The sequence below is a fragment of the Agromyces sp. CCNWLW203 genome, from assembly GCF_036576125.1.
Classification (GTDB): domain Bacteria; phylum Actinomycetota; class Actinomycetes; order Actinomycetales; family Microbacteriaceae; genus Agromyces.
Map to the genome: position 1 here is coordinate 717,456 of NZ_JAZHYX010000001.1, position 20,408 is coordinate 737,863.

The window sequence follows — 20,408 nt, forward strand, 5'->3', positions numbered from 1 at the left end:
CATTCAGGCGGGCGAAGTGACGCCCGACTCGAACACGACGCCCGCGACATCCGTGAACCGGCCCCTCATGACGGCGATCGCCTCGGGGTTCTCGTCGACGAGCACGAAGCGCCGGCCGAGCGTCGCCGCGACCGCGCCGGTCGTGCCGGAGCCGGCGAAGAAGTCGAGCACCCAGTCGCCCTCGCGGGTCGACGCCTGCACGATGCGGCGGAGGATGCCCTCGGGTTTCTGCGTCGGGTAGCCCGTCTTCTCACGCCCGGTCGGCGAGACGATCGTGTGCCACCACACGTCGGTCGGCAGCTTGCCGAGCTCGGCCTTCTCGGGCGTCACGAGCCCGGGCGCCATGTACGGCTCACGGTCGACCGCGGTCGAGTCGAACCAGTACGCCGACGGGTTCTTCACGTAGACGAGGATCGTGTCGTGCTTCGTCGGCCACTTGCGCTTCGCCTTCGCGCCGTAGTCGTAGGCCCAGATGAGCTCGTTGAGGAACGACTCGCGGCCGAAGAGGGCGTCGAGCAGCACCTTCGCGTAGTGCGCCTCGCGGTAGTCGAGGTGCAGGTAGAGCGTGCCGTCGTCGGCGAGCAGCCTCCACGCCTCGATGAGCCGCGGCTCGAGAAAGCCCCAGTAGTCGTCGAAGCGGTCGTCATAGCGCAGCAGGTCGCCGCGGATGCGTTCATAGCGCTTGCCGGCGAAGCCCGTGATGGTTCCGACAGCGCCCACGGAACCTGGTTCGGGCGTCGCGTCATCCGTCGATGACTCCGTGATGCGCACGTGGCGGGTGGCCTGCCGCGACTGCGCCCGCCCGGTGTTGAACGGCGGGTCGAGGTAGATGAGCGTGAAGCGGCCATCGGGGAAGGTCGGCAGCACGGCGAGGTTGTCCGCATGGATGATGCGGTCGGGTTCGTCGGAGCTCACCCCCTCAGTCTGTCAGCTGAGAGCTTCGCGGGTTGAGGAGCGCCCGCTGCGCGCAGGGCAGGGTTCGAGACGGCGCTCGCGCGCCTCCTCGACCGGCGAGCGGAAACTCAGTCGCGGTCGACGTCGAGGCGGATCGTGCCGCGGAAGCGATCGGCGCCCGCGGGCTCGGGCCGCGAGGCATCCGTGCCGTCGTCGTCGAACGCGATGCCCTTGTCGCCGTCACCCGGAATCGGCGCCGGAACCGGCAGCCGGCTCTGCCGGTCGAGCTCGACCTGCGCCTCGTGCTTGCGCGGGGCGAAGACCTCGTCGCCGATCATCATGACGCCGCCGCCACCGCCGCCGCGCTTCGTCTTGTCGGAGAGGTCGATCCAGCCGCGCCGCACGGCGATCACCACGAAGGCGACGACGAGCGCGGCGATGCCGAGCCAGATCCACGGTTCCACCCGGCGATTCTAACGGTGATCGCTGAGTCTTCCTCGCGCGCGGTTCACAGCGCGCGTCAGGGCACGCGGTAGAGCCAGTCGCGCGTCGAGAACTTGGACTCCACGAGCGCCTCGGCCTCGGCGAGCTCGTCGGCCGACACCGTGCCGGGCGTGGCACCAGTGAGCGTCGCGAACGTCTGCTTCAGGCTCTCGATGATCGCCGCCCGCGACAGGCCGGTCTGCGAGCGCAGGGGGTCGACGCGCTTGGCCGCCGACGCGATGCCCTTGTCGCTGATCTTCTCGCGGCCGATGCGCAGCACCTCGAGCATCTTCTCGTTGTCGAGGTCGTACGCCATCGTGACGTGGTGCAGCACGCCGCCAGAGCCGAGCCGCTTCTGCGCCGCACCGCCGATCTTGCCGAGCGGGCTCGCGATGTCGTTGAGCGGCTGGTACGTGGCCTCGATGCCGATCGCGCGCAACCCCTGCAGCACCCAGTCGTCGAGGTACGCGTAGGAGTCGGCGAAGCTCATGCCCTGCACGAGCTCGCCCGGCACGTAGAGCGAGTAGGTCACGACGTTGCCGCGCTCCATCATCATCGCGCCGCCCCCCGAGATGCGGCGCACGACCTCGAAGCCGTGCTTCTCCGCACCTTCGGGGTCGACCTCGTTCTTCACCGACTGGAAGCTGCCGATGACGACCGCCGACTCGTCCCACTCCCAGAAGCGCAGGGTGGGCTTGCGATGGCCCTCCCCGACTCGGGTCGCGAGCACCTCGTCGAGCGCGAGATGCGTGCGCGGCGGCACGGCCGCGTCGTGCACGATCTCCCACTCGTAGTCGGCCCAACTCGTGGCGTCCGTCATCGCCCGGCGCACGGCCACCGCGATCGCCTCGGGCGAGAAGCCGAGCATCACCGCGTCGGCGCGGAGGCCGGCCGTGATCGCCGCGGCGATCTGCTTGGCATCGGATGCCGCGGAGAGGCCGGTGAGCGCGGCGTCGATGTCGCCCAGCGCCTCGTCGGGTTCGAGGAAGAAGTCGCCCGCGACGCGCGGGTTCACGATCACCCCGTCGCGCACCTCGAAATCGACGACCACGAGCTTGCCACCGGGCACCTTGTATTCACCGTGCATGCGGTACAGCCTACGGATGCCGCGCGACGAACGGCGTCCGGAATCCGACATCGTCGCGAAGCGCCCACGACGCGGTGCGCCACCAGCCGAACGCGACGGCGACTGTCGTGGCGGGCGCCGCGATGAGCGCGAAGATCGACCCCTGCGAGCCAGGGAATTGCATGGTCGCGATTGCGATCACGCTCGTTGCGAGGCCCACGACGAGCCCGAGCACGGCGAAGGCGACGAGATGCCACCGCATCGCGCGCACTCGGCGCAGCGAACGGCCGAGCAGCCATGCAGCTGGACCGCCGACGAGCACGAGCGCCCCGATCGACCACGGCATCGCGTAGCCGAACGAGAAGAGGAGCATGACAGGCACGTAGCCGACCGCCGACTCGAACGACGAGAACCGATCGGGCTGGGCGAGAGAGGCGAAGGCAATTGCCACGCCCGTCGACGCATAACCCAACGAGAAGAGGGCTTGGAAGCCGAGCCACGCGAGACCCGCGCCGCGGGCGAACTCGGTGAAGCTGAACGCCATCGGCAGTTCGGGCGTGCGCAGGAGCATGCCGTAACGCGAGGCGAGGCGGAGATCGCGCGGATCCGGGCCGTCGGCACCGTCGGGTGCACCGGTCGGCCCGGACGCACCGACGGCAGCGACCGGCTCGGATTCCTCACTCATGCCCGCACCTCGCCGATCAGTTCGACGAGCTCGCGCAATGGCTTGCGCAGCAGTGGCAGCCTGGCGAGCGGCAGAGCGATGCCGAGCAGCTTGAGCCCGCGGTCGAGGAGTCGCAGCGTGCGCTCGCGCCCGGGCGACGAGTCGTAGACCCAGAAGAGGGCCAACAGCAGGTAGCCGAGCCAGAACACCTCGGGCAGCGAGCGGGCGAGGTCGTCGGGCACAGAGTGGCGTGCCCCGCCCACTGCGTCACGGAAGAGCCCGACGGCGAGTTCGCGAGCCTCGGTCGAGTCGTCGCCGAGGGGGTTGATGGGCGAACGCGGCGACACCGCGGCCGACAGGAAGCCCGGGGCGAAGGCGTGGAACGGCTCGAGCGTCGCGAGGCCCGACCGGTAGACGATGCCCAGCCGTTCGATGAGCTCGTCGGATGTCTCGAGCAGCGGCGTCGCGACCGAACGGTGTTCGCGCTGCACCTCGACGTAGAGCTCTTGCACGAGGTGGTTCTTCGTCGGGAAGTAGTAGTACGCGTTTCCGAGCGAGATGTCGGCCTCCTGCGCGATGAGCCGCACGGTCGTCTCGTCGTAGCCGCGTTCGCGGAACGAGGCGAGGGCCGTGTCGCGGATGAGCGCCCGCGTGCGTTCGGACTTCGTGCGCGAGGCATCCGCCTCATTTTCGAACATGTTCAAAACTTAGCGCATCGCGCGCATTCCGCCACCCGATTCGAGATGTTCGCCCCATCTCCCCTCAACCCCGCGGCGTCGTGCGTACGCTGGCGACATGACGACGTTCTACCTGGCACGCCACGGCGAGACGACGTGGCACGCCGACCACCGATATGCGGGCAACTCGGATGTGCCGCTCACGCGCCACGGGCTCGGACAGGCCGCCGCACTCGGCGCCTGGGCGGTCGACGCACGGCTCGACGCGATCGTCGCCTCGCCGCTCAGCCGCGCGCGACGATCGGCAGCGCCATCCGTCGAGACGACGGGCCTCGCCCTGCGCATCGACGACCGCCTCGTCGAGATCGACTTCGGCCGGGGCGAGGGGCTCACCCCCGACGAGCTCGCCGAGCGCTTCCCCGACGAATGGGCCGCGTTCTGCCGCGCGCCCGCGTCGAACCCGCTGCCGGGAGGCGAGCGCGGCCATGACGGCATCGCCCGGGCGCTGCCGGTCTTCGACGAGCTCGTCGAGGAGTTCCCCGAGGGCCGCGTGCTGGTCGTCGGGCACGCGACGCTCATCAGGCTGCTGTTCTGCGAGCTCGCGGGCATGGACCCCGACGGGTATCGCGACCTGCTGCCCGTGCTCGGCAACTGCAACATCACGACGATCGTCTACCCCTGGGCGACGGAGTCGGAGCTCACGAGCCACCCGCGCATCCGGCTGCTCGGCTTCGACGTACCGCCGGGGCGCGCCGCGATCTGAGGCGCGCCCCGCGGAGTCAGTCGAACGACGGCACCGCGAACTGCACGAGTTCTCGTGCCTGCTCGGGGAACCACTGCCCCGCCGCCGGGTCCTCGATGCCGCGGATCGGATCGAGCGGGCCTGCGGTGCCGCGGAAGCACTTGCCGTCGGACTCGCCGGGCACCTTGATCCAGAGGTACGCGTCGACGAGGGCCTCGCCCGTCTCGGTCGTCGGGCGGGCGCCGGCGCCGCGCTCGGGCGGGTTGCACCACACCTCGGCATCGCCGGGCCAGCCGGCCGGCGCCGTCCACGGACCCTGGCCGTTGCGGCTCGTGTCGATCACGAAGTGCGACTGCGTGGCCGGGTCACGGGTGAGACCCGCGCCTGCGAGGTCGGCGTCGTACTTCTCGTCGGTCAGGTGCCACGTCGAGAAGTCGGCGGGGTTCGCGGGGTAGTACTGGCTCGCGCACCAGCCGGCATCCCACCAGTCGACCTCGGTCTCGAGCAGGATGCAGTCCGAGATCCAGCTGCCGTATTTCACGAGCCGCTCGGTCTCGACGTAGTTCGAGGCGTTCAGGAAGTAGCCGTCGGCGCGCTCGACGCCCGCCTTCAGGAGTCGGTCGGTGATGTCGCCGACGCCCAGCCAGCCGCTGTGCGTGCCGTCGAGGTAGACGGCGGTGCTCGGCAGGGCGGCGAGCGCGTCGACGGCGTGATTCAGCATCGCGAAGCGTTCGGATGCCGCGGTGGCCGCGTCGGCCTCGGCGGGCTGGCACCACTCGCTCACCCCCTGATTGGAGGTGTACCACGGGATGATGCCGAGCCCGTCGGGCTCGAGGATCACGACCGCACGCTTGTTGCCGATGCCCTTCGCGACGCCGTCGATCCAGGCCTCGTATTCGGCGAGACTCGTGGCGCCGCCCGCGGAGTACTGCGCGCAGTCGCGGAACGGCACGTTGTAGGCGACGAGCACGGGCACCTCGCCCGCCGCGTGCGCCGCGGTGACGATGCGGGAGACGTCTCGCTTGGCCTCGTTCGGCGTGCCGCCGTTGATCCAGTCGGCGCTCGCATAGGAGCCGAGCAGGAGCGCATCGGCGCGGGCCTGCCCGTCGAGCGACGCGGCCGCCTCGATGGTCGTGCTGTCGGCGTTGGTCCAGAGCGGAACGCCCGGTGCGAGCACCTGCTCGATCGCGTGGCCGGGCGGCGGCGCAGGGACGTGGCCCGGGTCGGCGATCGCGGCGGTGGCCGCACCGGCGCCGGTCAGCGCGGCGACCACGAGCGCGGTGCCCACGGCCATGCTGCGGCCGCGAGGTGAAGAGGGAAGCGACATCGGTTCCTCCAGATCTGCGTCGACCGGGTGACCGGATCGACGTGTCGACGAGTGGCGAGGCGCCGGATCCAGATCGGGAAACCTGGGCGTGAGAGCGCTCTCATCGGCAAGGATGCATGGCGGCCGGCCGTGTGTCAACCTTTCGCGGACGCGCGTTCAGCGCAGTTCAGTCGGTCGCGAACCGCTCAGTCGGTCGCGAACCGCTCGTCGAGCCACCCGATGAGATCGGCGCGCACCTCGGCGCGGTTCGTCTCGTTGAACACCTCGTGCCTGGCGCCCTCGTAGACGATGAGCTGCGCATCGACCAGGTGGGCACGTCGCACGTAGTCGCGCAGGAGCGCGATGGCGCTGCGCTCGCCGGCGACCGGATCGTCCGAACCGACCATGACGAGCAGTGGCAGCTCGCTCGGGATCTGCTTCGACGGCCGGGTGATGAGCGAGAACGACTGCGGCCAGCCGAACAACTGCTGCATCGTGCGATCGGTCGTGTACGGATCGGCCATGAAGTCGAGGGCGACCCGCGGGTCACGACTCAGCCACTCGACCGGCGTGCCGCCCGGCCGCGCGAATCGCTTGTTGAGATTGCCGATATTGGTGAAGCCCAGTTGCAGCCAGGCGCTGCCGGTGAGCACGACGGCGTCGTACCGGTGCGGATGCCGGTTCACGACGTGCTGGGTCATGAACGACCCCCACGAGTGCCCGACGATCACAAGCGGCACGCCGTCGCCCTCGGTCTCACGGATGACCTCGCCGAATCGTTCGACGCCGGCGATGGCCGCACGCATGCCGCCCGGTCCGGGACGGCCCATTCGCGTGAGGTCGCCGCCGTGCTGCTCGAAGCCGGTCTGACCGTGGCCCCGATGGTCGTCGGCCCAGACCGAGTAACCGGCCGCGTTCAAGGCCTCGACGAGCTCGGTGTACCGGCCGATGTGCTCGCCGATGCCGTGCGCGAACTGGATCACCGCGGTCGCATCGGGCACCCGCCACGACTCGTAGTGGATGCGGACCCCGTAGGCATCGCTGAACGTGGGCATGTCGTCATTGTGGCAGGCGCAGGGCCGCCGCGGGCCGCTCACCGCCGAGGCATCCGCTGCCCGCGCCGCAGAGCCATCGAGCAAATCACCGATTCGTGTCCCCAAACCCTTGACCCCGGTGACGTCGAAGTGATCTGATATGAGCGTTTGGCCCTTCTTCACGTCAATTGCAATCAATGGTGAAAGCGAGCACTGATGACCCCCGAACGCACGAGCCGCGCACGACGGGGCCATCACGCCTCGTCGATCGTCGCGGCAGCAGCCATCGCCGTGCTGGCGACGACGGGAGTCTCGCCCGCCTTCGCCGCACCTGAGCCCCCGGCAGCGCCGGCGGCGACCGCAGCCGGCGCCACCGCGGCGACCACCCCGATCACCCCGAAGCCCGTGACCCCCGAGGTGGCGGTCGACGCCGCGGGCACCCCGCTCGGCGCGATCAGCGCCGTGCAGCAGGACGGCGCGAGCGTCACGCTCACCGCCGCGGGCGGGGCGATGCGGGTCTCCTTCCTCGACGCAACGACCTTCCGCCTCGAGGCCGACCCGAGCGGCACCTTCACCGACCCCGCGAACACCCCCCAGAACGACCCGGCGCGCACGGCGAACATCGTCGTCGGCACCGAGAGCTTCGACGGTGCCGACGTCACCGTCACCGACGGCGACACGATCACCATCGCCACGAGCGCCGTCTCACTCGTCATCGACCGCGCCACCGGTGCATCGACCGCGACCCGCGCCGACGGCTCCGTCCTCTGGGCGGAGTCGGCGCCGATCACCTTCGGCGCCTCGAGCGCCACGCAGCACCTCGCCCCGATCGAGGGCGAGCAGTTCATCGGCGGTGGCATGCAGAACGGCCGCTCGGTGCACACCGGGGCCACCGTCAACATCGCGAAGAACTTCGACTGGGACGACGACGGTTACCCGAACGCGGTCCCGTACTACATGTCGTCCAACGGCTACGGCGTGCTCCGCAACACCTTCGCCCGCGGCAGCTACGACTTCGCGGCGCACACGACGACGCACGAGGAGAAGCGCTTCGACGCCTATTACTTCGTCGGCGACTACAAGCAGTCGCTCGACTCGTACACCCAGCTCACGGGCCGCCCGATGATGCCACCGGTCTACGGCCTCGAGTACGGCGACGCCGACTGCTACAACCGCGGCAACTCGACCTACACGGCGTTCAAGGACCCCACCAAGCTGCAGACCCCGCAGGCGCTGAACTTCGCCAAGGACTTCGTCACGAACGACATGCCGGGCGGCTGGATGCTCGTCAACGACGGCTACGGCTGCGAGTACACCGAGCTGCCCGCGACCGTCGACGCCATCGAGGCCGAGACGGGCCTGAAGGTCGGCCTCTGGACCCAGCGCTCGCTCACCAACCAGGAGTTCGAGGTCGGCGAGGCCGGCGTGCGCCTGCGCAAGCTCGACGTCGCCTGGGTCGGCCAGGGCTACCGCCAGGCACTCACCGGCTGCGAGGCGGCGCACGGCGGCATCGAGCAGTACTCCGACGCCCGCGGCACCTCCCTCATGGTCGAGGGCTGGGCCGGATCCCAGCGCTGCGGCATGCAGTGGACCGGCGACCACTCGGGCAACCTCGACGCCGTGCGCTGGCAGGTCTCGGCGCTCACCGGCGCCGGCAACTCGGGCCTCGCCTTCACGACGGGTGACGTCGACGGCATCTTCGGCGGCTCGGCGGAGAGCTACGTGCGCGACCTGCAGTGGAAGGCCTTCGCGCCCGCGCTCTACTCCATGAGCGGCTGGGCCCAGACCGACAAGCGGCCCTGGCTCTACGGCGACGAGGCCACCGACATCAACCGCGACTACCTGCAGCTCCGCCAGCGCCTGATGCCCTACATCTACACGCTCGCCGAGGAGTCGCACCGCACGGGCGTCTCGATGATGCGCTCGATCGCCCTCGAGTACCCGAACGACCCCGGCGCCTACAGCGTCGAGGCGAACAACGAGTTCCTGCTCGGCGAGGACTACCTCGTGGCACCCGTGTTCACCGACTCCGACGTGCGCAACGGTATCTACCTGCCGGCCGGCGACCGCTGGGTCGACTACTGGACCGGCACGGTGCACGAGGGCGGCAAGGTCGTCAACGGCTACTCGGCCCCGCTCGACACGCTGCCGATCTTCGTGCGTGCCGGTGCCGTGGTGCCGCAGGGCATCACCGCCCGCAACGCCTCGCTCGTGCCCGAGGACTCGGCAATCACCGTGACGGCGTACCCGCAGGGCGACTCCTCGTTCACGCTCTACGAGGACGACAAGGTCACCCGCTCGCACGCCACCGGCGAGGCGAGCCGCCAGCTCATCGAGGTGACCGCTCCGGCGGCCGCCGAGGAGGGCGACGTGACCCTCACCCTCGGCGAGCGCGAGGGTGCGTACGACGGCAAGGCCGCGAGCCGCGCCTACCGTCTCGAGGTGCACACCGGCTCCGAGCCGGGCGGCGTCGAGCTCGACGGAACGGCACTCGAGCAGGTCGACGACGTCGCCGCGCTCGAGGGCCGCACCGGCTGGGCCTACGACGGCGACCGCACCGGCGGCGTCGTGGTGGTCGCGACCGGCGAGCTGGCATCGGATGCCTCGGCGCAGGTCGTGCTCTCCGGCACGAGCGCCGTGGGCGGCCGCGATCAGGATGCCGCCGCGGCATCCGTCGATGTCGCTCTCGACGACCGCGTGTTCCAGGGTGAGCAGACGACGGCGACCGCGACGTTCACCAACACCGGCTCCGCCGCGAAGACCGGGGTGTCGCTCACGCCCGTGCTTCCTGAGGGCTGGAACCTCGTGTCGGCCACCGGCGACACGGCCGACCGCGTCGAACCCGGGGCGTCGATCACCGCCGAGTTCGTGCTCGAGGTGACCGCCGAATCGGGCGCCGACCTGCAGACGGTCGGCGTGACGGCGGCCTACACCTCGGCGTCGAACCAGCAGGTCGAGGTGTCGGGCGCCAACCAGCTCTACGTCGCCTACGGCTCGTTGCAGGGCGCGTTCAACGCGGTGTCGATCACCGACCTCGAGACGGCGACCGCCGGCAACTTCGACGGCGGCGGGGCGTCCTTCTCGAAGGCGGCGCTCGAGACCGCCGGGGTGACACCCGGCGGCACCGTCACCGTGGGCACCGGCGACTCGGCGATCGAGTACACGTGGCCGACCCCGGTCGGCACGCCGAACTCGGTGACGCCGGCGGGGCAGACCATCGCCCTCTCCGGCCAGGGCACGCACCTCGCGGTGCTCGCCTCGGCGGCGACGGGCGGCGGTGTGAACCCCGAGCTGACGATCACCTACACCGACGGCACGACCGCGAAGCAGAACATCTACTTCCCGAACTGGCTGCTGCAGGCCTCGGGCCTGCAGGGCTCGACGGTCGCGATCACGTCGCTCGGGCGCAACAGCGCCACGAACCCCGACGTGTACGAGTACCCCACGGGCAAGTACCAGGTGTACTCGAACCTCATCCGCCTGAACCCGGGCAAGGAGGTCGCCTCGATCGTGCTGCCGAACGAGAGCCGCATGAAGATCTTCGACTGGCAGGTCGTCGACCAGCCCCTGCCGGCGGTGCCGGCGGGCTCGGCCTGGGCCTCCGACCTCGAGTGGCTGAGCGCCACGAACGGGTGGGGCGTCATCGGCAAGGACGTCGCGAACAAGGACTCGGCGTCATCGCCCGACCTGCCCCTGAAGATCAACTACACCGACCCCGCGACGGGCACCTCGCCCGTGTACGAGAAGGGGCTCGGCGTGCACGCCCAGTCGAAGATCACCTACTTCGTCGGCGGTGCGTGCTCGGCCTTCACCTCCGAGGTGGGGCTCGAGGCGGGCTTCGGCGGCAACGTGATCTTCAAGGTCGACACCGACGGCGTCAACCGCTACCAGTCGCGCACGTTCACGCCGGGCTTCGCGCCCGAGTCGGTGAACATCGACCTGACCGGTGCGCAGTACGTCGACCTGATCGTCGAGGCACCGGGCAGCATCAACGGTGCGCACGGCATCTGGGGCGACGCACGGTTCACGTGCGACGCAGCGGGCCCCGAGGTGACGGCGACGGCCACCACCCGGTGCATCGGGTCGAAGGCGTACCTGAACGTCAAGGCGACGAACGAGGAGGACGGCCCCGTCGCGGTGACGATGCAGTCGGCCTACGGCGAGAAGTCGTTCGCCTCGGTCGCCGCCGGCAAGAACGCGGTGCACGCGTTCACGACGCGCACGACGGAGTTGCCGGCGGGTGAGGTCACCGTGACGGCGACCCGCGCCTCCGACGGTGCTGTCACCACCGTCGAGGCTCCCTACGACGCGCGCAGCTGCGGCTAGCGGGTCGAGCGACCACGACGACCGGATGCCCCGGGCCGCCCACCAGCGGCCCGGGGCATCCGTCGTGTGGGGCCCGCGGCATCCGTAGCTTGGAATCATTAGCAAGGCTAATTTGTTACACTAAGCAATATGACGGATGTCGCGCGCCCCGCCCCACTCGAACGAGCGACCCGAACGACCCCTGAAACACCCGGCCGCGCGACATCCGCCCGGCGTCGCAGCCTCGCCGAGCAGAGCACCGACCTGCGCGTCGCGATCATGCGACTCTCCCGCCGGCTCAGGCAGGAGCGCACCGAGACCGAGCTCAGCGGCTCGCAGTTCTCGACCCTCGGCTGGATCTCCACCGAGGGCCCGCTCACGATCGGCCGACTCGCCGAGCTCGAACGGGTGACCGCGCCGTCGATGAACCGCACGGTGAACGGCCTCGTCGACGCCGGCTACGCCACCCGCACAGCATCCCCCGACGACGGCCGAAAGGTCATCGTCTCCGCGACCGAAGCCGGCGAGAGTGTCGTGCTCGAGACCCGACGCCGCCGTGACGCCTGGCTCGCCAAGCGATTCGCCGCCCTCACCCCCGCCGACCGCGAGACGCTCGCCGAGGCCACGACCATCCTCAGGAGGCTCACCGACCAGTGAGTGCAATGTTTCGATCCCTCGCCCACCGCAACTACCGAATCTGGTTCATCGGCGCCCTCGTCTCCAACGTCGGTGCCTGGATGCAGGCCACCGCCCAGAACTGGGTGGTGCTCACCGAACTCACCGACAACGACGCCTTCGCCGTCGGCATCACCATGGCCCTGCAGTTCGCGCCGCAGCTGCTGCTCGTGCCGATCACCGGACTCATCGCCGACCGGTTCGATCGCCGCAAGATCCTCATGGTCACGCAGACCCTGCTCATGCTGCTCGGTCTCGCGCTCGGCATCCTGCTCGTCTTCGGCCACGCCGAACTCTGGCACCTCTACCTCTTCGCGCTCGCCCTCGGACTCGTCAACGCGATCGACAACCCCGCGCGGCAGACCTTCGTCTCCGACCTCGTCTCGAACTCCGACATGTCGAACGCGGTCGCCCTGAACTCGGCGTCGTTCAACACCGCTCGCATGATCGGACCGGCCGTCGCGGGCTTCCTGATCGTGCTGGTCGGCTCCGGCTGGGTGTTCATCATCAACGCCTTCACGTTCCTCGCGGTGCTCGGCGCGCTCGCGATGCTTCGCGGCAGGCAATTGAAGCGGATGCCGCGGGCCCCCCACGCCCGCGGGCAGTTCGTCGCCGGCTTCCGCTACGTGGCGGGGCGCCCCGACCTCGTCGTCGTCTTCGTCATGGTCTTCCTCATCGGCGCGTTCGGTATGAACTTCCCGATCTTCTCCTCGACGATGGCGGTCGAGTTCGGTCGCGGTGCCGGGGAGTACGGGCTGCTCTCGTCGATCCTCGCGATCGGCTCGCTGACAGGCGCGCTCCTCGCCGCGCGCCGCGACCGCGCGCGCATCCGCGTGGTCATCGTCGCCTGCGCGTTCCTCGGCTTCGCGACGCTCACCGCCGCGCTCATGCCCACCTACTGGGCCTTCGCGGCCTCGACGATCCTCATCGGCCTCGGCGCGGTGACGATCCTCACGACGGCGAACGGCTACGTGCAGACCACCACGGAGCCCGAGCTGCGCGGCCGGGTCATGGCGCTGTACATGGCGATCCTCGCCGGCGGCACGCCCATCGGCGCCCCGATCGTCGGCGCCGTCGCCGACGGCATGGGCCCGCGCTGGGCGCTCGGGCTCGCGGCCGTCGCCGCGATGCTCGCCGCGCTCATCGGCCTCGGCTGGCTCATCGTGTCACGGGGAATGCGGCTGGCGCGGCATCCTCGGTACGCCTGGCGACCGACCGTTCGATTCGCGGACGCCCCGACCGCGGCGATCGCCGCCGTGACCACGCAGGCCGTGCCGACGCTGCGGGTCGACCAGCTCGAGCGCGAGATCGAGCGGGAGTTCGGCCGGGATCGCGAGGGTGCGGCCGGGCGAGGTGGCGCGACCGAGCGCGACGCCGAGCGCGAGCGGAGGTCCGAGCGCGAGCTCGTGCCGACCGTGCCGAACGACCGCCTCGTGCCCGCCGACTTCTCGGAAGAGGTGGCACTCACCTCGCCGATCCGGCTGCCGAAGCCACGCTCCTGACTCCTCGACGACTATTCGGCGGGAGCCGGACCGGTGCTGCCGCGGAGCCGCAACTCGGGCACCAGCACCTCGTCGACGCCGGGCGGGGTGCCGCCGAGCACCGCGGCCATGCGCTGCCACGCGAGCGCGCCGAGCGCCTCGACGGGCACCTCGGCGGTCGTGAGCGCCGGGGTCGTGTACGCCGCGAACGGGATGTCGTCGAAGCCCGTGATCGAGATGTCGCGCGGCACGTCGACCCCGCGCTCGGTGAGCGCCCGCAGCAGCCCGACCGCGACGAGGTCGTTGAACGCGAGCACCGCGCTGACGTCGGCCGCGAGCACCTCGTCGGCGGCCTGCTCGCCGTCGGCGAGGCCGACGCCCGCTTCGATCGTGACGAGTGAGATCTCTGGGTGGGCGAGTGCGAAGCGGGCAAGTCCGTCGCGACGGACCGCGTCGGAGGCGCTCGCCCTCGTTCCGGCGAGGTAGGCGATGCGGCGATGCCCGAGCCCTGCGAGATGGGCGGCGAGCCGCTCGATGCCGTCGGCGTAGTCGATGGCCACACTCGGCACCCCCGAGCCCGGCAGCGTGCGGTTGACCAGCACGACGGGCTCGAGCGTCGGCGTCAGCTCGGCGAGCGTCTCGGTCGGCGTGCGGGGCGCGCAGAGGATGACCGCGTCGCACCGCATGCGCGTCTCGCGGGCGATGGACGCCTCGTCGTCGACGTCTTCGGCACTGTCGGCCACGAGCACCCGGTAACCGTCGTGGGCGGCCGCGCGCGTGATGCCGTGCAGCATGCCCTGGAAGGACGGGTTGGCGAGGTCGGGCACCACGACGGCGACGGTCTGCGTTCGTCCGAGCACGAGGCTGCGCGCGAGCGGGCTCGCGCGGTATCCGAGCTCTGCCGCGGCGTCGCGCACGCGCTCGGCGAGCACGGGGTCGACGCCCGTGCGGCCGTTGACGACCCGGGAGACCGTCGATGCCGAGACCCCGGCGAGCCTCGCAACCTCGAGGATGCCGCCCCGGCGTTCACCACGCGGTGAGCGCACTGCAGGGGCAGCGCCCCCGTCTGTCGACCCGGTCACGCACCGCCCCCTTCAGCGAGATTCGGATGCCGCGGTCGCTCTTCGACCCGCATCCGATGCCGAAACTCATCCTAGCGTGAGAAAACGTTTCCCAATAGAGTGAGAAAACGCTTTCTAACCCAAGGGATGTCGATTTGAAACTCCGCTACGCCGCGGTCGGCACGGGCCACCGCGTCGAGATGTACACCGACGCGATGCTCGGTCCGCACGCCGATTCGGCCGAACTGGTGGCGCTGCTCGATCCCAATCCGGCCCGCCTTGCCCACTACGCAGCGGCCGTCGCGGCATCCGGTGCCGACTCACCCGCGACCGCATCGCCCGACGCGCTCGAATCCGTCATAGCACGGCACCGCCTCGACCGGGTGATCATCGCGAGCCCCGACCACTCGCACGCCGAGCTGGTCGTGCGCGCCCTCGATGCCGGCGCCGACGTCGTCGTCGAGAAGCCGCTCACCATCGATGCGGCCGGGGTGCGCTCCATCGCCGAGGCCGTCGAACGCACCGGACGCAACGTGACCGTCACGTTCAACTACCGGTACTCCCCCCGCAACTCCGCGCTCAAGCGACTGATCGCCTCGGGCGCGATCGGCCGGGTCACCTCGATCGCGTTCGAATGGGTGCTCGACACCGCGCACGGCGCCGACTACTTCCGCCGCTGGCACCGCGAGAAGGTCAACTCGGGCGGTCTCGCCGTGCACAAGGCGAGCCACCACTTCGACCTCGTCGGCTGGTGGCTCGACGACGACCCTGTGCGCGTGTTCGCCTCGGGGGGCCTGCGCTTCTACGGCGACGAGAACGCCCGTGCCCGAGGCCTCGGGCCGAGGCCGTCGCGCGGCACCAACGACGGCCCCCGAGATCCGTTCTCGCTCGACCTGCGCGACGATCCACGCCACCGCGCCCTCTACCTCGACGCCGAGCAGCACGACGGGTATCTGCGCGACCGAGACGTGTTCGACCCCGGCATCACGATCGAGGACAACCTCGCCGTCATCGCCGACTTCGCGGGCGGGGCGACGCTCAGCTACTCGCTCAACGCCCACTCGCCATGGGAGGGCTACCGGGTCGCCGTCAACGGCACCGAGGGCCGTGCTGAACTCGAGGTCGTCGAGCGTGCCGCCGTGCTGGTCGACGCCGGCGGCCGGCTCGTACTCGACCCGAGCGCCGTTGCCGACGAGTTCGGCGACGGCGTGGGCAGCGCCAGGCGCCGAGGCGAACGGCTCGTGCTGCAGCGCCACTGGGAGCCGGCGCGCGACGTGCCGATCGAGGCCGGCAACGGCGCCCACGGCGGCGGCGACGCACTCATGCTCGCCGACGTGTTCCGCGGCTCCGCTGACGACCCGCTCGGTCGCCCCGCCGATTGGCGCGATGGCGTACGTGCCGTCTCGATCGGCATCGCCGTCAACGACTCGCTGGAGAGCGGTGCACCGGTCGCGGTCGCCTCCCTCGGGCTCGACGTTCCGACGGAGGCCGCCCGATGAGCACGGTGCTCGTCACCGGCGGCGCCGGCCGCCTCGGCCGCAGCGTGGTCGAGGCGCTCGGCGCATCCGGCCGTCGCGTGATCTCGGTCGATCGGATGCCGCCCGCCTCTGATCTCCTCGGCGCCACGACCCTCGGCGTCGCGACCGACGGGGCCGCAACCGACCGGGCCGGGGTCGTGCACCTCGCCGCCGATGTGTCGGATCCGGCCGAGACGTCGCGCATCGTCGAGCGGTTCCGCCCCGACGAGGTCGTGCACCTCGCCGCGATCGCGGTGCCGTTCAGCGCACCCGAGCAGACGATCCTCACGACGAACACGGCGCTCGCCCACTCCGTGATCGGGGCGGCGGTGGCGGGCGGGGTCGCGCGGGTGCTGGTGGCCTCGAGCCCCACCGTCGCCGGCTACGGCATCTCCGCCGAGTGGCGGCCCGAGCGGCTGCCGCTCGACGAGGAGAGCCCGATCGCCCCGTGGAACGCCTATGCGCTCTCGAAGAGCTTCGCCGAGGCGACGATGCAGATGTTCGCCCGTGCCGCCCCCGAGGTGCACTTCGCCGCCTTCCGTCCGTGCTACGTCATCGCACCCGAGGAATGGCTCGGGGCGCCGACCCAGCAGGGCCACACCGTGCACGAACGGCTCGCCGATCCGGCGCTCGCCGCGCCGAGCCTCTTCAACTACGTCGACGCTCGCGACGCCGGCGCCTTCGTCGTGCGAGCGCTCGACGCGGCCGGCGACGTGCCGAGCGGCGAGAGCTACCTCGTCGGTGCCGACGACGCGCTCGCGACCGCGCCGCTCAGCGACCTGCTGCCGCGATACCTGCCCGCGACCGCCGACGCCGCGCGCGCGCTCACCGGCACGAGTCCGGCCTTCTCAAACGCGAAGGCTCGCCGGCTCCTCGGCTGGCGCCCTGAACGCCACTGGCGCGACCGACTCGCGACGGCGGAGGCCTTCGCCCCGCCCGGCCGCGCCGTCGTCGAGGTCGCCGCCGCGGCCGCGGCATCCGTTGCCCCCCGACCGATCCGACCCTGAGGCGATCCCATGCACTTCTCCGGAATCCTGTTCTTCCCCGTCACTCCCTTCTCGGCGACCGGCGCGCTCGATGCCGGCCTCACGTCCGACCACGTCGCGAGCGGCGTCGAGGCCGGCGCGGGCGGCGTGTTCCCGGCCTGCGGCACCGGCGAGTACCACGCCCTCGCGCTCGACGAGATCGCGGCGATCGTCGCTGCAACGGTGGGCACGGTCGCGGGGCGGGTTCCGGTGATCGCCGGTGCCGGCGGGCCGCTCGGGCATGCGATCGCCGCAGCGCGGGCCGCCCGCGACGCCGGTGCCGACGGGCTGCTCGTACTTCCGCCCTACCTCGTGGGCGGAACCCAGTCCGGACTCGTCGCCTATGTCGAAGCGATCTGCCAGGCGTCCGGGCTGCCGGTCGTGATCTACCATCGCGGCACCGCCCAGTACACCGCTGAGACGGTGGCACGCCTCGCCCGCGACCCGCAGGTCATCGGCTTCAAGGACGGGGTCGGCGACGTGGGGCTGACCCAGCAGATCGTCCGCCGCGTGCAGCAGGCCGACCGCGACGACTTCCTCTTCTTCAACGGACTGCTCACCGCCGAACTCAGCCAGGGCGCCTACCGCGGCATCGGCGTTCCGATGTACTCCTCGGCTGCGTTCGCCATGGCTCCCGAGATCGCGAACGCGTACTACCGCGCCTACGACGCCGGCGACGAGGCGACGAGGCTCCGCCTCATCGACGGGTTCTACACGCCGCTCGTCGCGCTGCGCGACGAGACCCCCGGCTTCGGCGTCTCGCTCGTCAAGGCGGGACTGCGCCTGGCCGGCGTGCCGGTCGGCGGCGTGCGCGCTCCCCTCGTCGACCCGACCGCCGAACAGCAGCAGCGACTCGCCGACATCCTCGAAGCCGGACGGTCACTGCTGTGACGACGATCCGCTCGCTCGACGCCAGGTTGCTGAACGTGCCGCTCACTCGGCCGTGGGGCGAGCGCGTCACCTCGATGTCGGTCGTGGCGACCCGGGTCGAGCTCGACGACGGCGTCATCGGCCACGGCTTCACGTGGACCCCGACGATCGGGGGCACAGCCGTGCTCGCGCTGCTCGAGCACGAGATCCGCGACGCCGCCGTCGGCCGTGACGCTGACCCGCGCAGCTGCTGGCCCGAACTGTGGCGGCACCTGCACGAGGCGGGCGGCGGCGGAATCACCACGATCGCGCTCGCCGGCCTCGACCTCGCGCTGTGGGATGCCGCGGCCGAACGCGAGGGGCGGTCGATCACCGAGTACCTCGGCCGCACCCACGACGAGGTCGCCGTCTACGGCAGCGGGGTCAACCTGCACTACTCCACCGACGAGCTGCTCGCCCAGGTCGAACGCTGGATCGCCGCCGGCCACGACGCGGTGAAGATCAAGGTCGGCAGGCCCTCCCTCGTCGAAGACGTCGACCGCGTGCGCGAGGTGCGGCGGCTGCTCGGCGACGACCGGGCCCTGATGCTCGACGCGAACCAGCGCTGGGATCTCGAGCAGGCGACCGAGGCGATGCACGCCTTCGAACCCTTCGCCCCCGCGTGGATCGAGGAGCCCCTGCTCGCCGACGACCTCGCCGCCCACGCCGAACTCGCCCGCCGCATCGACACGCCGATCGCGGTCGGCGAGAACCTGCACACCCGCTACCGCTTCGACGAGGCCTCGAGGTCGGGCGTGCGCGTCGTACAGCCCAACATCGTGCGCGTCGGCGGCATCACGCCGTTCCTCGACATCGCCGCCGACGCCGCCGATCGCGGACTCGCACTGCATCCCCATCTGCTGCCCGAGCTCTCGGGGCAGCTCGCGCTCGCGCTGCCCGGCGGGCACCTGGTCGAAGACGTCGAGGACGCCGGGTTCGGCGCGCTCGGCGCGCTCGACGGACCATCCCCGGTCGAGATCACCCGGGGCCGACTGCGCTCGAGCGGCCGCACCGGCCTCGGGCTCCGATTCCGCGAAGGACCCCGATGACCAAGACCGCAGCACCGACCCGGCAGCCGTCGAACGCGCCCGTACCCGACGCGCCCGCGCCCGCCGCACTCGCGCTCGTCGAGACTCCACTCGATCAGGTCGACGCCCTCGGGCAACGTGCCGCACAGGCATCCGTGGCGCTCGAAGCCGTCTCCGACGCCGAGCGGGCCGACTGGCTCGACGCGATCGCCGACGCGATCGACGCGGCACGCGACGAACTCGTCGAGCTCGCCGAGCTCGAGACCCGGCTCGGCACCGCCCGCCTCACCGGCGAAGTCGCCCGCACCAGCGCACAGCTCCGGCTGTTCGCCCTGGTCGTGCGCGACGGCGCCTGGCGCGAGGTCGCGATCGACCGGGCCGACCCCGCCGCGAGGCCGCCCCGCCCCGAACTCCGCCGAATGCTGACCGCTGTCGGGCCGGTCGCCGTGTACTCCGCGTCGAACTTCCCCTTCGCGTTCTCGGTCGCCGGCGGCGACACGGCCTCGGCCCTCGCCGCCGGATGCCCCGTGATCGTGAAGGGCCACTCGGGGCATCCACGGCTCTCGGCCGCGACCGCCGCCGTGGTCGCGTGCGCCCTCGCACGGGCTGGAGCACCCGACGGCACCTTCGCGCACATCTCGGGGCGCGCCGCCGGCCAGGCGCTCGTCGTGCACCCGGCCATCAGGGCAGCCGGCTTCACGGGATCCCTCTCGGGCGGGCGGGCCCTGTTCGATCTCGCCAACGGCCGGCCCGATCCCATCCCGTTCCACGGCGAGCTCGGCAGCGTCAACCCGGTGGTGATCACGCGGGCCGCCGCAACATCGCGCGGGGCCGAACTCGCGGCGGGCCTCGCCGCCTCGTTCACCCTCGGCTCGGGCCAGTTCTGCACGAAGCCCGGCATCGTCTTCGTGCCGGAGGGCACGGGCTTCGAGGCCGGGCTCACCGCCGCCATCGGCCCATTGTCGGCAGGCCCGTTGCTCACGGAACGCATCGGCGCCGCGTTCCCGGCGGGCCTGGCGAGACTGACGGCGGATCCGTCGGTCTCCGTCATCGCCTACGGCACGGCGAGCGACGACGCTCCCACCCCCGTCGTGCTCGGCACGAGCGCACGGGCCGTCGCCGAACGCCCCGACATCCTCCTCGAGGAGTGCTTCGGCCCCGTGACGCTGCTCGCCCGCTATCGCGGCCCCGCCGAGCTCGACGCGGCCGTGCGCGCGATCGGCGGCAGCCTCACGGCGACCCTCCACGCCGAGCCCGGCGACGACGCCTCCTCGATCGTGCAACTGCTCGCCTCCATCGCCGGGCGGGTGCTGTTCGCAGGCTGGCCGACGGGGGTGGCGGTGACCTGGTCGCAGCACCACGGCGGGCCGTGGCCGGCCTCGACGTCCACGCACACCTCCGTGGGGGCGACGTCGATCCGCCGGTTCCTGCGCCCGATCGCGTATCAGGACGCCCCGGCCGAGCTGCTTCCAGCGCCGCTGCGCGACGAGGCCCTGCCGGGCAGCGCCCGCCGGGTCGACGGGATACTCCTCACCTGATTC

17 protein-coding genes are annotated in these 20,408 nt (G+C 71.1%); 9 read left to right on the forward strand and 8 right to left on the reverse strand.

The window, feature by feature from the left end; translation table 11 throughout:
• Window positions 1–3: 3 nt before the first annotated feature.
• The 5 genes from VPH61_RS03315 to VPH61_RS03335 form a co-directional block, all read right to left on the reverse strand.
• Complete coding sequence (locus VPH61_RS03315; RefSeq protein WP_332062087.1) at window positions 4–915, reverse strand: DNA-methyltransferase; 912 nt, start codon at window positions 913–915, stop codon at window positions 4–6.
• Between the two features lie 107 nt (window positions 916–1,022).
• A complete protein-coding gene (locus tag VPH61_RS03320; protein ID WP_332062088.1) occupies window positions 1,023–1,358 on the reverse strand; it encodes a hypothetical protein in 336 nt (111 codons plus the stop codon).
• Window positions 1,359–1,414: 56 nt separating this feature from the next.
• Window positions 1,415–2,464 carry a lipoate--protein ligase family protein gene (locus VPH61_RS03325; RefSeq protein WP_332062089.1) on the reverse strand — a complete coding sequence of 350 codons (1,050 nt, stop codon included), beginning with the start codon at window positions 2,462–2,464 and terminating at the stop codon, window positions 1,415–1,417.
• A 10-nt stretch (window positions 2,465–2,474) separates the two neighbouring features.
• Complete coding sequence (locus VPH61_RS03330) at window positions 2,475–3,128, reverse strand: hypothetical protein (RefSeq protein WP_332062090.1); 654 nt, start codon at window positions 3,126–3,128, stop codon at window positions 2,475–2,477.
• Window positions 3,125–3,805 (reverse strand): TetR/AcrR family transcriptional regulator, encoded by a 681-nt coding sequence (locus VPH61_RS03335; protein WP_332062091.1) that lies wholly within the window; start codon window positions 3,803–3,805, stop codon window positions 3,125–3,127. The genes VPH61_RS03330 and VPH61_RS03335 overlap by 4 nt, the downstream gene beginning before the upstream one ends.
• 97 nt (window positions 3,806–3,902) lie before the next feature.
• Here VPH61_RS03335 and VPH61_RS03340 point away from each other — a divergent pair, with 97 nt between their 5' ends.
• Window positions 3,903–4,547, forward strand: coding sequence for a histidine phosphatase family protein (locus VPH61_RS03340; RefSeq protein ID WP_332062092.1), 645 nt, complete (start codon window positions 3,903–3,905; stop codon window positions 4,545–4,547).
• 16 nt (window positions 4,548–4,563) lie between these two features.
• On the opposite strand, the gene VPH61_RS03345 is transcribed toward VPH61_RS03340, so the two are convergent.
• Both VPH61_RS03345 and VPH61_RS03350 read right to left on the reverse strand, forming a co-directional pair.
• On the reverse strand, window positions 4,564–5,820 hold the full coding sequence (locus VPH61_RS03345; RefSeq protein ID WP_332062093.1) for a glycoside hydrolase family 6 protein: 1,257 nt from the start codon (window positions 5,818–5,820) through the stop codon (window positions 4,564–4,566).
• A gap of 218 nt (window positions 5,821–6,038) precedes the next feature.
• A complete protein-coding gene (locus tag VPH61_RS03350; RefSeq protein WP_332062094.1) occupies window positions 6,039–6,887 on the reverse strand; it encodes an alpha/beta fold hydrolase in 849 nt (282 codons plus the stop codon).
• Window positions 6,888–7,082: 195 nt separating this feature from the next.
• Here VPH61_RS03350 and VPH61_RS03355 point away from each other — a divergent pair, with 195 nt between their 5' ends.
• From VPH61_RS03355 to VPH61_RS03365, 3 genes are all read left to right on the forward strand, one after another.
• Window positions 7,083–11,192, forward strand: coding sequence for an NPCBM/NEW2 domain-containing protein (locus VPH61_RS03355; protein WP_332062095.1), 4,110 nt, complete (start codon window positions 7,083–7,085; stop codon window positions 11,190–11,192).
• Between the two features lie 129 nt (window positions 11,193–11,321).
• Window positions 11,322–11,828 (forward strand): MarR family winged helix-turn-helix transcriptional regulator, encoded by a 507-nt coding sequence (locus tag VPH61_RS03360; protein ID WP_332062096.1) that lies wholly within the window; start codon window positions 11,322–11,324, stop codon window positions 11,826–11,828.
• A 5-nt stretch (window positions 11,829–11,833) separates the two neighbouring features.
• Window positions 11,834–13,348 carry an MFS transporter gene (locus VPH61_RS03365; RefSeq protein WP_332062097.1) on the forward strand — a complete coding sequence of 505 codons (1,515 nt, stop codon included), beginning with the start codon at window positions 11,834–11,836 and terminating at the stop codon, window positions 13,346–13,348.
• Window positions 13,349–13,359: 11 nt separating this feature from the next.
• Here VPH61_RS03365 and VPH61_RS03370 read toward each other — a convergent pair whose 3' ends face one another.
• Entirely contained in the window at window positions 13,360–14,409 is a 1,050-nt protein-coding gene (locus VPH61_RS03370) for a LacI family DNA-binding transcriptional regulator (RefSeq protein WP_332062098.1), read from the reverse strand.
• 134 nt (window positions 14,410–14,543) lie between these two features.
• Here VPH61_RS03370 and VPH61_RS03375 point away from each other — a divergent pair, with 134 nt between their 5' ends.
• From VPH61_RS03375 to VPH61_RS03395, 5 genes are read left to right on the forward strand one after another with little or no spacing between them, the layout of a single operon-like run.
• Entirely contained in the window at window positions 14,544–15,887 is a 1,344-nt protein-coding gene (locus VPH61_RS03375; protein WP_332062099.1) for a Gfo/Idh/MocA family protein, read from the forward strand.
• Window positions 15,884–16,912, forward strand: coding sequence for an NAD-dependent epimerase/dehydratase family protein (locus tag VPH61_RS03380; protein ID WP_332062100.1), 1,029 nt, complete (start codon window positions 15,884–15,886; stop codon window positions 16,910–16,912). Before VPH61_RS03375 ends, VPH61_RS03380 begins: the two co-directional genes overlap by 4 nt.
• 9 nt (window positions 16,913–16,921) lie before the next feature.
• On the forward strand, window positions 16,922–17,821 hold the full coding sequence (locus VPH61_RS03385) for a 5-dehydro-4-deoxyglucarate dehydratase (protein ID WP_332062101.1): 900 nt from the start codon (window positions 16,922–16,924) through the stop codon (window positions 17,819–17,821).
• The gene (locus tag VPH61_RS03390) at window positions 17,818–18,888 is read left to right on the forward strand and encodes a mandelate racemase/muconate lactonizing enzyme family protein (protein ID WP_332062102.1); all 1,071 of its coding nucleotides are present in this window, start codon (window positions 17,818–17,820) and stop codon (window positions 18,886–18,888) included. Before VPH61_RS03385 ends, VPH61_RS03390 begins: the two co-directional genes overlap by 4 nt.
• Window positions 18,885–20,405, forward strand: coding sequence for an aldehyde dehydrogenase (NADP(+)) (locus VPH61_RS03395; RefSeq protein WP_332062103.1), 1,521 nt, complete (start codon window positions 18,885–18,887; stop codon window positions 20,403–20,405). Before VPH61_RS03390 ends, VPH61_RS03395 begins: the two co-directional genes overlap by 4 nt.
• Window positions 20,406–20,408: the final 3 nt, after the last annotated feature.

What these genes read in the sequence shown, in the direction of transcription:
- VPH61_RS03335 (WP_332062091.1), bottom strand. Translation starts at nt 3,805, where the DNA reads ATGTTCGAAAATGAGGCGGATGCCTCGCGCACGAAGTCCGAACGCACG.
- VPH61_RS03325 (WP_332062089.1), bottom strand. Translation starts at nt 2,464, where the DNA reads ATGCACGGTGAATACAAGGTGCCCGGTGGCAAGCTCGTGGTCGTCGAT.
- VPH61_RS03380 (WP_332062100.1), top strand. Translation starts at nt 15,884, where the DNA reads ATGAGCACGGTGCTCGTCACCGGCGGCGCCGGCCGCCTCGGCCGCAGC.
- VPH61_RS03360 (WP_332062096.1), top strand. Translation starts at nt 11,322, where the DNA reads ATGACGGATGTCGCGCGCCCCGCCCCACTCGAACGAGCGACCCGAACG.
- VPH61_RS03350 (WP_332062094.1), bottom strand. Translation starts at nt 6,887, where the DNA reads ATGCCCACGTTCAGCGATGCCTACGGGGTCCGCATCCACTACGAGTCG.
- VPH61_RS03395 (WP_332062103.1), top strand. Translation starts at nt 18,885, where the DNA reads ATGACCAAGACCGCAGCACCGACCCGGCAGCCGTCGAACGCGCCCGTA.
- VPH61_RS03330 (WP_332062090.1), bottom strand. Translation starts at nt 3,128, where the DNA reads ATGAGTGAGGAATCCGAGCCGGTCGCTGCCGTCGGTGCGTCCGGGCCG.
- VPH61_RS03355 (WP_332062095.1), top strand. Translation starts at nt 7,083, where the DNA reads ATGACCCCCGAACGCACGAGCCGCGCACGACGGGGCCATCACGCCTCG.
- VPH61_RS03385 (WP_332062101.1), top strand. Translation starts at nt 16,922, where the DNA reads ATGCACTTCTCCGGAATCCTGTTCTTCCCCGTCACTCCCTTCTCGGCG.
- VPH61_RS03365 (WP_332062097.1), top strand. Translation starts at nt 11,834, where the DNA reads ATGTTTCGATCCCTCGCCCACCGCAACTACCGAATCTGGTTCATCGGC.
- VPH61_RS03345 (WP_332062093.1), bottom strand. Translation starts at nt 5,820, where the DNA reads ATGGCCGTGGGCACCGCGCTCGTGGTCGCCGCGCTGACCGGCGCCGGT.
- VPH61_RS03340 (WP_332062092.1), top strand. Translation starts at nt 3,903, where the DNA reads ATGACGACGTTCTACCTGGCACGCCACGGCGAGACGACGTGGCACGCC.